This is a genomic window from Massilia agri (assembly GCF_024753255.1).
Lineage (GTDB): Bacteria > Pseudomonadota > Gammaproteobacteria > Burkholderiales > Burkholderiaceae_D > Telluria > Telluria agri.
Window position 1 is genome coordinate 25,635 of the sequence record NZ_JANUHA010000006.1, and the last position, 13,400, is coordinate 39,034.

The 13,400-nt window shown below is 67.5% G+C and carries 11 protein-coding genes; 4 read left to right on the plus strand and 7 right to left on the minus strand.

Annotated elements, in window-relative coordinates; translation table 11 throughout:
* Positions 1-119: 119 nt before the first annotated feature.
* From NX780_RS10430 to NX780_RS10455, 6 genes are all read right to left on the minus strand, one after another.
* Complete coding sequence (locus tag NX780_RS10430) at positions 120-527, minus strand: DUF1428 domain-containing protein (protein ID WP_258827803.1); 408 nt, start codon at positions 525-527, stop codon at positions 120-122.
* Positions 528-556: 29 nt separating this feature from the next.
* The gene (locus NX780_RS10435; protein WP_258827804.1) at positions 557-1,822 is read right to left on the minus strand and encodes a cytochrome c; all 1,266 of its coding nucleotides are present in this window, start codon (positions 1,820-1,822) and stop codon (positions 557-559) included.
* The gene (locus NX780_RS10440; protein ID WP_258827805.1) at positions 1,819-2,544 is read right to left on the minus strand and encodes a c-type cytochrome; all 726 of its coding nucleotides are present in this window, start codon (positions 2,542-2,544) and stop codon (positions 1,819-1,821) included. The genes NX780_RS10435 and NX780_RS10440 overlap by 4 nt, the downstream gene beginning before the upstream one ends.
* 209 nt (positions 2,545-2,753) lie before the next feature.
* Complete coding sequence (locus NX780_RS10445; RefSeq protein ID WP_258827806.1) at positions 2,754-3,416, minus strand: 3'-5' exonuclease; 663 nt, start codon at positions 3,414-3,416, stop codon at positions 2,754-2,756.
* Entirely contained in the window at positions 3,413-3,922 is a 510-nt protein-coding gene (locus NX780_RS10450; RefSeq protein ID WP_258827807.1) for a ProQ/FINO family protein, read from the minus strand. Before NX780_RS10450 ends, NX780_RS10445 begins: the two co-directional genes overlap by 4 nt.
* Positions 3,923-3,930: 8 nt before the next feature.
* Positions 3,931-4,407 (minus strand): hypothetical protein, encoded by a 477-nt coding sequence (locus tag NX780_RS10455; RefSeq protein WP_258827808.1) that lies wholly within the window; start codon positions 4,405-4,407, stop codon positions 3,931-3,933.
* A gap of 92 nt (positions 4,408-4,499) precedes the next feature.
* Here NX780_RS10455 and rpoD point away from each other — a divergent pair, with 92 nt between their 5' ends.
* The 3 genes from rpoD to NX780_RS10470 all read left to right on the plus strand — a co-directional run bounded on the left by rpoD (position 4,500) and on the right by NX780_RS10470 (position 10,082).
* Positions 4,500-7,187, plus strand: a complete 2,688-nt coding sequence (gene rpoD, locus NX780_RS10460) for an RNA polymerase sigma factor RpoD (protein WP_258827809.1) — start codon at positions 4,500-4,502, stop codon at positions 7,185-7,187.
* A gap of 111 nt (positions 7,188-7,298) precedes the next feature.
* Complete coding sequence (locus NX780_RS10465; protein WP_258827810.1) at positions 7,299-8,069, plus strand: transporter; 771 nt, start codon at positions 7,299-7,301, stop codon at positions 8,067-8,069.
* 114 nt (positions 8,070-8,183) lie between these two features.
* Positions 8,184-10,082, plus strand: a complete 1,899-nt coding sequence (locus NX780_RS10470) for a methyl-accepting chemotaxis protein (protein WP_258827811.1) — start codon at positions 8,184-8,186, stop codon at positions 10,080-10,082.
* Between the two features lie 9 nt (positions 10,083-10,091).
* Here NX780_RS10470 and NX780_RS10475 read toward each other — a convergent pair whose 3' ends face one another.
* A complete protein-coding gene (locus NX780_RS10475) occupies positions 10,092-10,931 on the minus strand; it encodes a hypothetical protein (protein ID WP_258827812.1) in 840 nt (279 codons plus the stop codon).
* A gap of 263 nt (positions 10,932-11,194) precedes the next feature.
* On the opposite strand from NX780_RS10475, the gene NX780_RS10480 reads away from it, so the two are divergent.
* Positions 11,195-13,399, plus strand: a complete 2,205-nt coding sequence (locus NX780_RS10480) for a family 10 glycosylhydrolase (RefSeq protein ID WP_258827813.1) — start codon at positions 11,195-11,197, stop codon at positions 13,397-13,399.
* Position 13,400 lies beyond the last annotated feature (1 nt).

A 13,400-nucleotide genomic window follows, 5' to 3' on the forward strand; every position in this document is an offset into this window, starting at 1 on the left:
TCTTCACTAATTTCTGTCAATGCAGAAATTAAAGAATAAAATGAATGGAAAGTCAATGCAATTTCTCTCTCAGGCGTCGCCGACTGGCGCCGGGGCGCCAGGATCCTTGTGCGCACGGCCTAGGCGGGCGCCGTCCGCCGCAGCATCGGCAGGAAGCCGCCCGCGACCAGGCGGGCGCCGTCGAAGATCATGGGGCCGTCGCCGAACTGCATGCGCGGGTCCGCCGTGACCTTGTCCATGCCGGCGTCGCGCGTGGCCTTGTCCGGCCATTCGACCCAGGACAGCACGACGGTCTCGTCTTCCTTGGCGCCGGCCGCGCCGATGAAGGTGGCGTAGGCGTCGCTGGCCTGGCGCGCATCCGCGCCGTGGTAGGTCGCGGCATCGGGGCCGCTCTCGTCCAGCCAGCATTCGGTGACGACGAGCGCGCCGTGGTCCTTCAGGACCTCCCAGGACACCCGGGCCAGCGCTTCGTACGCGGCCCGGTTGGCGCGCGGGACCGGCGCCAGGAAGCAATCGATGTACGCCATGTCACTCTCCCTCGTAATGGGAAGCCGGCTCAGTCGAGCGGCACGCTGCGCCAGCGGTTGACTTCCGGGGTAGTAACCGGCGGCGCCGCATTGCCCCAGCTGGCGCGCACGTAGCTCAGCACGGCCGCGACCTGGGCGTCGTTCAGCTCGTGGCCGTAGGGCGGCATGCCGTAGGGGCGCGGATTGCCTGTCGTCCCGGGCGGAAAGCCGCCATTCAGGATCATGCGGATCGCGTTCACGGCCGGTGTCAAGGTCACCGCGCGGTTGCCCGCGAGGGGCGGATAGGCTGGCGCCTTGCCCTTGCCGTCCGCGCCATGGCAGTCGACGCAGTGCGTGGTGTAGAGACGCCGCCCCTCGGCCAGCAGTTGCTCGCCCGCAGGCTCGAAATCCGCGGGTGGCGGCGCATCGACGCTCGGGAGCGACTTCAGGTAGGACGCCATGGCGCCGACGTCGCTTTGCGTCAGGTGCTGCAGGCTGCGCGCCACCACCTCGGCCATCGGCCCGGTCGCGCTGCCGCGCGGCGATACGCCCGTGTGCAGCAGCGCCACGATGTGTTCCTGGTCCCAGTCTCCCAGTCCCGCTTCGCCGCTGGCGGTGAGCGAAGGCGCATACCAGCCGATGGTCGGAATCAGGCCGCCCGAAAGCGCGTCGCCGCTCGCGCCCAGGCGGTTGCGGGTGCTGTGGCACGCGCTGCAGTGCCCGAGGCCCTCGACCAGGTAGGCGCCGCGGTTCCACTCCGCGCTGCGCGCGCTCTGTGGCGCGAACACGGCCGGCTTGAAGTAGAGCAGGCGCCAGCCGGCGAGCAGGGCCTGCTGGTTGTAGGGGAAGTCGAGGTCGTGGGGCTGGTTCGGACGGCGCTGCGGCGCCAGGCTGCGGAAGAACGCGTACAGGGCGTCCGAGTCGGCGCGCGAGACCTTCGTGTAGTTCGTATAGGGGAAGGCGGGATAGAGCAGGCGGCCGTCGCGGGCGATGCCGTTGTGCAGGGCGTTCCAGAAGTCGTCGGCGCTCCAGCGGCCGATGCCGGTCTCCATGTCGGGCGTGAGATTCGGGCCATAGAGGCGGCCGAATGGCGTGTCGAGGGCGCGGCCGCCGGCATATTCGGGGCCACCGCGCACCGTGTGGCAGGCCACGCAGTTGCCGGCGCGCGCGAGATAGGCGCCGCGTGCGATGTTATCCGGCGTGGACGCCCAGGCGGCCGGTGAGCTGGCAGGGACATGTTCCGCACGCGGCCAGGCGATGGCGGCGGCGATGGCCGCGGCCGTGATAGCGGCAAACGCCAGGGTAAGCTTCTTCATGGCTGCTCCGGGACGCTGCCGCAGGTCAGGGGTAAGGGACGCGCGATCGACGTCGCCGCCACGGGCCTGGGGTCGGCCGGCACGGGCTGGCTGGCCAGGTAGCTGGAGACGGCGTTCACGTCTTCCAGCGAGAGCCTGGCCGTGATCTCGGCCATGCAGTCGGGGGCATGGGCTCGGCGCGCCTTGTTGCGCCAGGCGCCGAACTGGGCGTTCACGTAGTCGCGCGGCAGGCCGACGAGGCCCGGGATCGCGGGCTCGACGCCGGTGAGCGTCGCGCCGTGACAGGCGACGCAGGCCGGGATCTTGCGCGCGCTGTCGCCATTGACGACCAGCTGCCGGCCGCGCTCCAGCGCGGCCGGCGCGAGGCCCTCCGCCTGGGCCGCGTGCGCCGGCGGCGGCTGGGCGGCGAAGTGGCCAGCGATCTCGCGCAGGTAGGCGTCGGGAAGGTGCTCGACCAGGTAGGTCATCAGGGGATACTGGCGCCGGCCTTCGCGGAAGTTCCGCAGCTGGTTGTAGAGGTAGCCGGCCGGTTTGCCGCTGATGCGCGGGAAGTAGCTGTCGTTGACGGGGTTGCCGCGCGCATCGACCCGGGCATGGCAGGAGGTGCAGGCCAGCAGGCGCTGGGCCAGGGTGTCGGGAACCGTGGGCGCGGGCAGCACCTGCGCCTGGACGGCGCCGGCGGCCAGGAGCAGCGCGAAGGCGAACATGCGGGGATGTGGCATCGAACGACCCGATAGTGGCGATGCCTGGATGATAACGCGGATGCGGCTGCTAGTCTTGCTGCGGTGCACTGGTAGGGTGGTCCGGGCCACGAAAGGCGGGTCCTCCCGACCGCGCGTTCAAATACACGATGCTAATTAGCGCATCGTCCATTCTCAGGCTTGTTGAACGCGCGGTCGGCAGAGCCGACCACCCTACAATGATCCCTAGATTACGACGCCTTGCGCGGCGGCAGCGGCGTCTTGTCCTCGACCGGCGGATGCGCGCGCCAGTGGCGGTACAGGCGCAGCGAGACGTGGGCGTCGTCGGCCGCGTACAGCACCTGCTTCTCGCTCAGCTGCGGCATGGCCCAGTTGGTGGTGGTGATGCGGCGCGACTTCTGCAGGTGCTGTCCGAAGAAGCGGGCGACGGCGGTCTTGGCGCCGAGGGTATTGCGCTCGCCGCGGCGGCGCAGGGCCGTGGCCAGGTCGAGCACGTTGCGCGTCTCGATGCCGAGCTTGGCGCGCAGGCGCTTGAGGTCGTCGCCGAGGCCGAAGCCGACCTTCAGGATGGCATCCGACTCGAGCACGGGTTTCAGCACGTCGAGCAGATGCGGCGCCTCGGTGGCGATGCCGGCCTTGGCGCCGATCTGGAACAGGTAGGCGTGCTCGTCGGTCGCGAGCTGCACCAGGTGCGGCCCGGTCGAGACTTCGCCCTTCATGAAGGTGGGCTTGGATTCGGTGTCGAAGCCGATCACGTCGGCCTGCGACAGCGCCTCCAGGGCCCGGGCGGCGTCCTGCGGCGTGCGCACGATGCGCACGTCGGCCAGCGCCAGGCCGGGGTAGGGGGGCAGGCCGTCGTCCGGCTCGCCCCCCAGCGGCTCCGCTACGCTCACTGGCGCGAGAACTTGTTGGCGAGGGCCTGCAGCTTTTCCTGGCGCTGGCGGGCCGCTTCCTCGGCCGCGGCGGCGTCGCGCTCGGCCTTCTTGCGCTCGGCTTCTTTCTTGAAGCGCTGCTGCAGCTGTTCCTTGGCGTGCTGGCGGTGGGTGTCGGTCACTTCGGCGCCCGGGGCGCCGTCGAGGTCGAAGCGCACCTTGGCCTTTTCCATGGCGCGCAGGTAGCGCATCGAGCCCGTGTGGATGCCGAGCGCGGCGCGCATGGTCTTGCGGTCCAGGCCGGGCATGCGTGCCAGCAGCTGCTTGTCGATGCCGATCGCCAGCGGCAGGCAGTCGCGGAAGGCCGGGAACTCCTGCTGCAGCTGCTTGAGCAGCGCGCGCGCCGACATGGCCGGAGCTGCCGCGGTGGCAGCGGGTGCGGCGGCCGGGGCCTGTGGCGTGTCGGGAGTTTCGGGAGTGGCAGCAGCGTTGGTGTCGGCCGGCTGGGCAGCGGAAATGGTATTCATTGACTTCATTATAAGAACGGGAATGCGAAGGATAGCACGGCGCCCGTACGCGAGTGCGGGGCGTATTGTACTTGTTCCAATAAAAATGAGGAGCGAGGAGCCGCCTGCGATGCGCGTGCACCCACGAAATCGTGTATGATCCGCCCCTTGCCTTGCGCTCGGCTTGTGCCGTCGCAATCGTGACGACCCATCGGGAAGCCGGAAACGGTCACATCGCCGTCATATTCAGTCTGGTGATATCCCTTATCGGATATTTCAATTATCACCAAAACTTGCAATGCGGCATAATATCGCCTTTCCTGTTGTTCTTCCCTGAACACTAGATGCAAGCCCGTTTCAGCCGACGGGCTTTTTTTCGTTCCGACATGCACAACCTGACTTTGACCGCCAGCCCTTCCCAGACCATGCGCCGCCCCTGTTCCCCGATGCGCGGCCGCAGGGAAAAGCTGCTTGAAGTCCGCCTGTCCGCCCTCAGCTAGGGCCACTTCCGCTTCCCGAACCCGGACCCGTACGCGGGTCCCGCTGGATTATTGACTTCGCAGGCGCGCCATCCGCCTCGACTGGAGAGAGTTTTACTATGAAAAACACCGCCAAGACACTGACACTGACCGCCAAGAAAGCCCCAAGCAAGGCAACGGCCCAGCTGGCAGTGCCGAAAACCGCGACCTCCTACTTCCTCGAAACGGAAGCGGCGGCCAAAGTGACGGTGGTGAAGACCCGTTCGCGCCTGGCCTCGGCCAAGGCCGCGCTGGACGCCGGGCAGTCGCCGGCCGACGTGGACGTCGCCGCGAACGAAGCGGTGCTGGACACGCCGGCCGTGGCCGAGCCTGTCGAAGCGCCGGCCGTGGAAGCGCCGCTCGCCGCCGCGCCGGCCGTCGAAGCCGAGCCTGCCGCTTTCGAGGACTATACCGCCGCCGTGCCGAACGCCGCCGCGACCGTCGTCGTGAAGAAGCGCGGTTCGAAGCTGGCCGCCCTGAAAGCCGCCGCTGCCGAAGCCCCGCAAGTGGAAGCCACGGTCGCACCGGCTCCGGTTGCCGCCGCTGAAGAGACCCCGGCCGCGCCGAAGGCCGTGCGCACCCGCACCCGCCGCACCGATGCGAATGCCGCAGTTGGCAATCCTTCGGCGCCGGCAGCAGCGCCGACCGCCGTGGGCGCCGTCAGCGCCACCACCGATGCCGCCGCCCTGGCCGCGATCGACACCTCGGGCTACCTGCTGCCGCAGGTGAAGGTCCCGGGCCGCCGCGGCCGCAAGCCGAGCGAATTCGTGCCGGAAAACGACGAGGTCGCGGCGCTGAACGCGGTCGAGCGCGCCGAAATGAAGGCGGCCTCGAAGCTGCGCGAGCGCAAGGCCAAGGGCCTGGCCGGCATGATGGGCGGCGAGAACGGCTTCTCGGAAGCGGAACTGGAAAAGCGCCGCCAGCAGATCAAGAACCTGATCAATATGGGCAAGGAGCGCGGCTACCTGACCCACGCCGAGATCAACGACCAGCTGCCGGAAAACATCATCGATCCGGAAGCGATCGAAGGCATCATCGCGACCTTCAACGACATGGGCATCGCCGTCTACGAGCGCGCCCCGGAAGCGGAAATGATGCTGCTGTCCGATAACGTGCCGACCGCCACCACCGAAGACGAAGTGGAAGCGGCCGCCGCCACCGCGTTGTCGACCGTGGACTCGGACTTCGGCCGCACCACCGACCCGGTCCGCATGTACATGCGTGAAATGGGCGCGGTGTCCTTGCTCACCCGCGAAGGCGAGATCGAGATCGCCAAGCGCATCGAAGAGGGCCTGAAGGACATGGTGCAGGCGATCTCGGCCTGCCCGACCACGATCTCGGAAATCATCGCCCTGTCGCACAAGATCGCCAGCGACGAGATGAAGATCGACGACGTGGTGGACGGTTTCGTCGACCTGAACGAATCGGCGCCGGCGCCAAGCGCGTCGACCGCGTCGTCCTCGGATGAGGACGAGGAGGAAGAGGAAGTCGAGGAAGAGGAAGAAGACGGCGCCGTCGGCGGCGGCGCGGCCGGCTACTCGACCGAACAGCTGGCCCAGCTGCGCAAGAGCGCGCTGGAGAAGTTCGCCCTGATCGAGCAGCAGTTCGACCGCATGGGCCACGCCTTCAAGACCCAGGGCTACGGTTCGGACGAGTACGAGGCGGCGCAAGCCATCATCTCGAACGAGCTGCTGGGCATCCGCTTCACCGCCAAGATCGTGGAAAAGCTGTGCGACACCCTGCGCGGCCAGATGGACGAAGTGCGTTCGATCGAGCGCGCCGTGCTGGACATCTGCGTGAACCGCTGCGGCATGCCGCGCGCCCACTTCATCAAGGTCTTCCCAGGCAACGAGACCGACCTTGCGTGGGGCGACCGCGAAGTCGACTGCGCCTACCCGTACAGCGCGGTGCTGGGCCGGAATCTGCCGGCAATTAAAGAGCTGCAGCAGCGCATGATCGACCTGCAGGCGCGCGTGGCGCTGCCGCTGGCCGACCTGCGCCGCATCAACAAGCAGATGGCGGCGGGCGAGAAGCGCGCCCGCCAGGCCAAGCGCGAAATGACCGTCGCCAACCTGCGCCTGGTGATCTCGATCGCGAAGAAGTACATCAATCGCGGCCTGCAGTTCCTCGACCTGATCCAGGAAGGCAATATCGGCCTGCTGAAGGCGGTGGACAAGTTCGAGTACCGTCGTGGTTATAAATTCTCGACCTACGCGACCTGGTGGATCCGCCAGGCCATCACCCGCTCGATCGCGGACATGGCCCGTACCATCCGCGTGCCGGTGCACATGATCGAGACCATCAACAAGATGAACCGCATCTCGCGCCAGATCATGCAGGAAACCGGCAGCGAGCCGGACCTGCCGACCCTGGCGGCCAAGATGGAAATGCCGGAGAACAAGGTTCGCGAGATCATGAAGATCGCGAAAGAGCCGATTTCGATGGAAACCCCGATGGGCGAGGACGGCGATTCGCAGCTGGGCGACTTCATCGAGGACAACACCACGCTGGCGCCGCTGGACGCCGCGCTGCACGCCTCGATGCGCAATGTGATCAAGGAAGTGCTGGACTCGCTGACCCCGCGCGAAGCCAAGGTCCTGCGCATGCGCTACGGCGTCGAGATGTCGAACGACCACACGCTGGAAGAGGTCGGCAAGCAGTTCGACGTGACCCGCGAGCGTATCCGCCAGATCGAAGCCAAGGCGATGAGCAAGCTGCGCCAGCCTTCGCGTTCGGACAAGCTCAAGACCTTCCTGCACAACCAGTAATGCTGGTGCGCTGACCGAAAACGCCGCCCCATCCCGGGCGGCGTTTTTGCGTGTGCGTCTTGCGCAGCCCGTTTCGGCTATTGTCGAGATCATCGTCAACAGATCTTTGCCATGAAACTCCTTGCCATCGCCGCCTGCGCCTTGTTCGCTTCCATCGCCCACGCCCAGGACGAACTCGCGAGCGACCGTCCCGACCTCGTCGAATCGAGCCAGGTCGTAGGCAAGGGGCGGGTCCAACTGGAAACCGGCCTGCTGCTCGAGCGCGACCGCAGCGGGGAAGGGCGCGAACGCACCCTGTCGATGCCGACCCTGCTGCGGTTTGGGGTGAGCGAGAACCTCGAGCTGCGCATCGAAACGGATGGCCGCAGCATCCGCCATGAGACCGAAGACGGGCGCCGCAGCACGCAAGCCGGCTACGCCGACACCGCGCTCGGATTCAGCTGGCATGCTTGGGACGCGGCGGGAAGCCTGCCTTCGGTGGCGGTGCTGGTGGCGGCGGAACTCGACAGCGGCTCGCGCGCCTTCCGTGGCCAGGGCCTGCGTCCCAGCCTGCGCGTGGCGGCCGAATGGGATCTGCCGGACGAGATGTCGCTCGGCATGATGCCCGGCATCGGCGTGGAACGCGACGAGGACGGCCGCTATCGCTACGGCATCCTGGGGGCGGTCATCGAAAAGCCGCTCGGCGAGCGCCTGCGTGGCTTTGCCGAACTGGCCCTGCCGCAGATCGCGCGCAGCCGGCATGGCGGCACGCAAGCCACCTTCGACATCGGCGCGGCATACCTGCTGTCGAAGGACGTCCAGCTCGACGCCATGTTCTCGCGCGGCCTGAACAGCCGTACGCCGGATGTCGCCTTCACCTTCGGCATATCGCTCAGGCGCTGAGCGCGGCGCGCACGCAACGCTTTCTTGTCAGCTTGAACACGGTCGACGCCGAAATCGTTGACCTTGGACTTATGCGTGTCGCATGATGCCGTAAGGAAACTCTCATCGACTATCATGCTCGCCCGCTTCCTCCACCGCTTTTCGATCAAGGCCAAGCTCATGCTCAGCATGGCTGCCTGCCTGCTGCTCTTCATCGTGATCTCGACCCTGTTCAGCGTCGCGCTGGCCGGCAAGGGCCTGCGCGGGCGCGCCGTGACCCAGGAGTTGCCGGCGGTGGTCGGCCAGATCCGCAACGACATGCTGCGCCAGATCGGCGAGCCGCTCACGGCCTCGCTGGCCGTGGCCAACAATACCTACCTGCATGCCTGGGAAGGCGAAGGCCTGCCCGACACCGGCATGGATGCCTGGCGCGCCTATGCCGGCAGGCTCAGGGACGTGCACAAGGTCACGACCGTGTTCTGGGCCTCGCCCGCGCAGATGAAATTCCTCGACCAGGGCGGCCTGGCCTACATGCTGGAGAAGGGCAATCCGCGCGATGCCTGGCTCGACGCCTTCCTGGCGAGCGGCCGCCCGTATGAACTGAACCTCGACCCCGACCCGCAGACCGGCGAAATGAAGCTGTTCGTGAACGCCCGCGTCACGCTCGGCGACGGCAAGGCGGCCGTGGCCGGCCTCGGGATCTCGGTCAAGGCCCTGGCCGACGCCGTGCGCGCCCAGACCATCGGCAAGTCGGGCCACGTGTTCCTGGCCCGCCCGAACGGCGCCATCGTGCTGCACCGCGACCCGAAGCTCGCCGATGGCAAGCACGGCATGAAGGACCTGGCCGGCTTCACGCCGGAGCTGATTGCCCGCCTGTTCGACAAGAGCGGCTTCGCGCATGCCAGCCGCAGGGCCGAAGACGGCGAGCGGATCGTGGCCGCATCCTTCATTCCGGAACTCGACCTCTATGTGGTGGCGGAGGTGCCGGAAAGCGAAGTGCTGGGCGACCTGGTGCGCACCACGGCATTCTCGGCCCTGGTGGCCGGCGTGATCGGCGGCGGCATCGGCCTGTTCGTGATCTTCCTGGTCAGCCGCGCGATCGCCGCGCCGGTCGCGCGCGCCGCCGTCATGCTCGGCGAGATCGCCGACGGCAATGGCGACCTGACCCGCCGCATGCCGGTCGAGTCGCAGGACGAAGTCGGCCAGCTGGCCGGCGCCTTCAACCGCTTCGTCACCTCGCTGAACCGCACCATGAGCGAGGTGCGCGACAGCACCGAGGCGATCGCCGGGGCGTCCAGCGAGATCGCGGCCGGCAACCAGAACCTGTCGCAGCGCACCGAAGCCCAGGCCTCGAGCCTGGAGGAGACGGCCGCCGCGATGGAAGAACTGACGTCGACCGTGCGCCAGAACGCCGAGAACGCGCGCCAGGCCAATGCCCTGATGAGCTCGGCCAGCAGCCAGGCCGCGCAGGGCGGCCAGGTGGTGGGCGAGGTGGTGGTGACCATGGGCGCGATCAGCGAAAGCTCGCGCCGCATCGCCGACATCATCGGCGTCATCGACGGCATCGCCTTCCAGACGAATATCCTGGCGCTGAATGCGGCGGTCGAGGCGGCGCGCGCCGGCGAGCAGGGCCGCGGCTTTGCGGTGGTGGCGAGCGAGGTCCGCAACCTCGCCCAGCGCTCGGCCGCCGCGGCAAAGGAAATCAAGGAACTGATCAACGATTCGGTGGGCCAGGTCCAGGCGGGCGCCCGGCTGGTCGACGATGCCGGCAGCGCGATGACCGGCATCGTGCAGGCGGTGCGGCGCGTGGCCGACCTGATGGGCGAGATCGATGCGGCCAGCCGCGAGCAGAGCGAGGGCATCACCCAGGTCAATGGCTCGATCACGACCATGGACGACGTCACCCAGCAGAACGCCGCGCTGGTCGAAGAGGCCGCCGCTGCCGCCGCCGCGCTCGAGCAGCAGGCCGCGCGCCTGGCCCAGGTCGTGGGCGGCTTCCGCCTCGACACGACGACCCTCGCGATCGCCGCCTGAAAGCGCTGGTCAAGTGCGCGCGCGGCGCCGGACCAGCGGCAACAGCAGCACGCCCGCCAGCAGCATCGACAGCTGCCCCGGTTCCGGCACCATGCTGACCGGGATGGTATAGGCCGCGCCACCCAGATCCATCTGGGCGTAGGCATGGACCGGCGCGGCGCCGCGGTTCTCGTAGGTGACGCTCAGGAGTACGTTCTCGTCGAACGCCGGCCGGCCCCCGGGCTCGGTCCCGCCGGAGAACAGTCGGGCGTCGCCGACGTGATCGTTGTTCACGTTCAGCAGATTCCTGATCTCCAGCGAGCCGAGTACCGAGGCGTGGCCGTAATGCGTGTCGGCCACGTCGAAGCCGGCCCATGCGCCCAGCGTCGCGGTGAAGGTCACCCCGGCGCCGGGCGAGAGCGTGAAATAGATGGCGTCGCTCCAGCTGTAAGGCGTGAGTTGTGCCTGCACGCTGGATGACTCGCGCACTTCGAGCGAGCGTATCAGCTGCTGGTCCATCCCTGTGCCGCCGCGTCCGGTCAGGGTGACGGTGCCGGTTCCGGAGCGTCCGTCCCAGCTGGAGGTACGGCTGATGGCATTGTGGGTGGTGCCGCCGGTCTGCATCAGGACCGGCTGGTAGTCGACCGTTTCCGCATAGTGGATCGAAGTATAGCCATCGCGGCTGTTGTGCGGCGGCGCCACGCCGTCCGGCACGCTGAACACCAGCGAAGGCGTGGTCGCGTCACTGAGGTCGAGGTCGAACAGCGTGTAGTTGAGATTGCCGAGGGTGGCGCCGCTGGTGACCTGGGCGAGGGCGGGTACGGCGCATGCGGCGAGCAGGGCCGCAAGTATCGAATGTCTCATCTTCATGGGGTGCCTCCATGCGATCGATGAGACATGCTAGCACTGCAGGCAGTCTCGACCGGGCTGTTCCGTTTCCTTGCCGAATCATGTGGCGCGATCGCTACGTATGTACGCTGGTTATGTGATCTTGCAGGAAATTCATTGGTTGTCAAAATTGCTCGGGCGTACGCTGTTTCATGGATGGCAACACGGTGCGTGGAGAGGCGCCGGATGCCACCGGCGCCCGGGTTCCAGGGGCGCTCATCCCAACCCCTGCAAAAACAACGAATATGAAAAAACTTTTGCTCGCCGCGGCAGCCGCCCTGCTGACCGCATCCCTTGCCCATGCCCAGAACGATCCGCAAGCCGTCTCGCCCAAGCGCGAGATGCGCGGCGTCTGGATCAGTACCCACCTGAGCCTGGATTGGCCGAACCGCACCCAGACCCCAAGCCAGCAGCAGGCGGCCCTGCGCGCCATCCTGGACCATAACAAGGCGACCGGCATGAACGCCGCCTTCCTGCAGGTGCGCAGCCAGGCGGACGCCATGTATCCCAGCGAGTTCGAACCCTGGTCCTACTACCTCACCAACCAGCAGGGCAGCGCCCCCAGCCCCATGTGGGATCCGCTGGCCTTCGCCATCGGGGAGACCCGCGCGCGCGGCATGGAATTCCATGCCTGGATCAATCCCTACCGCGCGGTGGCCACCGTCGCCAACGAATCGAACCCGGCCCAGTACGCGGGCAACCACATCTCGAAGACGCATCCGGACTGGCTGCTCACGGTCGGCACCGTGAAGATCCTGAACCCGGGCCTGCCGCAGGTGCGCGACCATGTGGTGAACGTCATCATGGACATCGTCAACCGCTACGACATCGACGGCATCCATTTCGACGACTACTTCTACCCGAGCGGCGCCATCCTCGACGATGCCGCCTATGACGCCGATCCGCGCGGCTTCCCGAATACCACGGCGGGCCGCGCCGACTGGCGACGCGACAACATCAACATGCTGATCGCCCGCGTGAACGAGGAGATCCGCGCCGCTAAGCCCTGGGTGAAGTTCGGCGTCTCGCCATCGGGCATCTACCGCAGCAGCCTTGATCCGGCGGTCGGCTCGCCCACGTCCAGCGGCGCCTCGCAGCACTACAGCAGCATGTTCGCCGACACCCGCAAGTGGATCCAGCAGGGCTGGGTCGACTACCTCGCGCCCCAGGTCTACTGGTACATCGGCCAGCCGGGTTCCGACTACCAGCTGCTCGTCCCCTGGTGGAACGACAACGCCTACGAGCGCCACATGTATATCGGCCTGGCCGACTACAAGATGAACACGAGCGGCTGGACGGACCCGAACCAGATCAACCGCCAGATCGCCCTGAACCGCGCCAGCGCCAACATTGGCGGACAGATCCACTTCCGCCATGCCTTTCTGCAGGGAGACGTGCTGGGCTATCGGAGCGCGCTGAAGAACAGCACCTATGCGCGTCCGGCCCTGCTTCCCGTGATGTCCTGGAAGGGCATGGGTACGCCCGCCACGCCCGGCCAGCTTGCCGCCAGCGTGATCGAGAACAATGCGGTGCAGCTTGCGTGGGCGTCGGCGGCGGAGTCCGGGGACGAGTTCGAGAAGACCCGCAGGTACGCCATCTACCGCTCGGCCCAGCGCGAGATGGACCTCGATGCGCCGGGCACCCTGCTGGGCGTGACCGACACCGCGACCAACGCGTTCACGGACGCCACGGTGGCGCCAGGCCAGTATCACTACTATACGGTGACGGCCCTGAACCGCCTGAGCGCGGAAGGCCCGCGCACGAACACCGTCAGCAACGATTTCGAGGCGCCCGTGGTGCGCACGCGCGACGTGGCGGTGCGACTAAGCGGCGGCACGGCATCGATCACGGCGGCCGACATCGACGGCGGCAGCAGCGACAACTGGGGCGTGGAGTCGCTCGCCGCCTCGCGCACCACCTTCTCCTGCGCCGACATCGGGGCGCAGCAGGTCGCGTTGTCGGTCACGGACAAGGGCGGCAACGTCGCCAGCGGCGAAGCCACCGTGCGGGTCGAGGGCCATGCGCCGCAGCCGGTGGTGAGCGTGACGCGCGGCGCGGGCGAGGAGACCGGGCTGCCGGCGGGCACGATCGCCCTCGGCTACGGGCCGCAGAGCGTGCAGCTCGGCGCCAGCGACGCGGCGGGCAGCAGCACCTATACCTGGAGTCCGACGGCAGGCCTGTCGACCAGCACCGGCCCCGTCACGACCTTCACTGCCACCAACCCGGGCAGCTTCACCTTCGCGGCACAGGCTGCCAGCCCGGAGGCCTGCTTCGCGCAAGCGTCAAGCACCGTCAAGGTCATCGACGCGCGCTGCGGGAACGGCGACAAGGTGCTGGTCTGCCATGCGACGGGGAGCGCCGGCAATCCGTCCACGCAGATCTGCGTCTCGCCCAATGCGGTGCAGGCGCACGTGCGCAAGGGCGGGACAGTCGGCGTGTGCGGCGCCTGAC

What these genes read in the sequence shown, in the direction of transcription:
- rpoD (WP_258827809.1), top strand. Translation starts at nt 4,500, where the DNA reads ATGAAAAACACCGCCAAGACACTGACACTGACCGCCAAGAAAGCCCCA.
- NX780_RS10475 (WP_258827812.1), bottom strand. Translation starts at nt 10,931, where the DNA reads ATGAAGATGAGACATTCGATACTTGCGGCCCTGCTCGCCGCATGCGCC.
- NX780_RS10450 (WP_258827807.1), bottom strand. Translation starts at nt 3,922, where the DNA reads ATGAATACCATTTCCGCTGCCCAGCCGGCCGACACCAACGCTGCTGCC.
- NX780_RS10470 (WP_258827811.1), top strand. Translation starts at nt 8,184, where the DNA reads ATGCTCGCCCGCTTCCTCCACCGCTTTTCGATCAAGGCCAAGCTCATG.
- NX780_RS10440 (WP_258827805.1), bottom strand. Translation starts at nt 2,544, where the DNA reads ATGCCACATCCCCGCATGTTCGCCTTCGCGCTGCTCCTGGCCGCCGGC.
- NX780_RS10435 (WP_258827804.1), bottom strand. Translation starts at nt 1,822, where the DNA reads ATGAAGAAGCTTACCCTGGCGTTTGCCGCTATCACGGCCGCGGCCATC.
- NX780_RS10430 (WP_258827803.1), bottom strand. Translation starts at nt 527, where the DNA reads ATGGCGTACATCGATTGCTTCCTGGCGCCGGTCCCGCGCGCCAACCGG.
- NX780_RS10480 (WP_258827813.1), top strand. Translation starts at nt 11,195, where the DNA reads ATGAAAAAACTTTTGCTCGCCGCGGCAGCCGCCCTGCTGACCGCATCC.
- NX780_RS10465 (WP_258827810.1), top strand. Translation starts at nt 7,299, where the DNA reads ATGAAACTCCTTGCCATCGCCGCCTGCGCCTTGTTCGCTTCCATCGCC.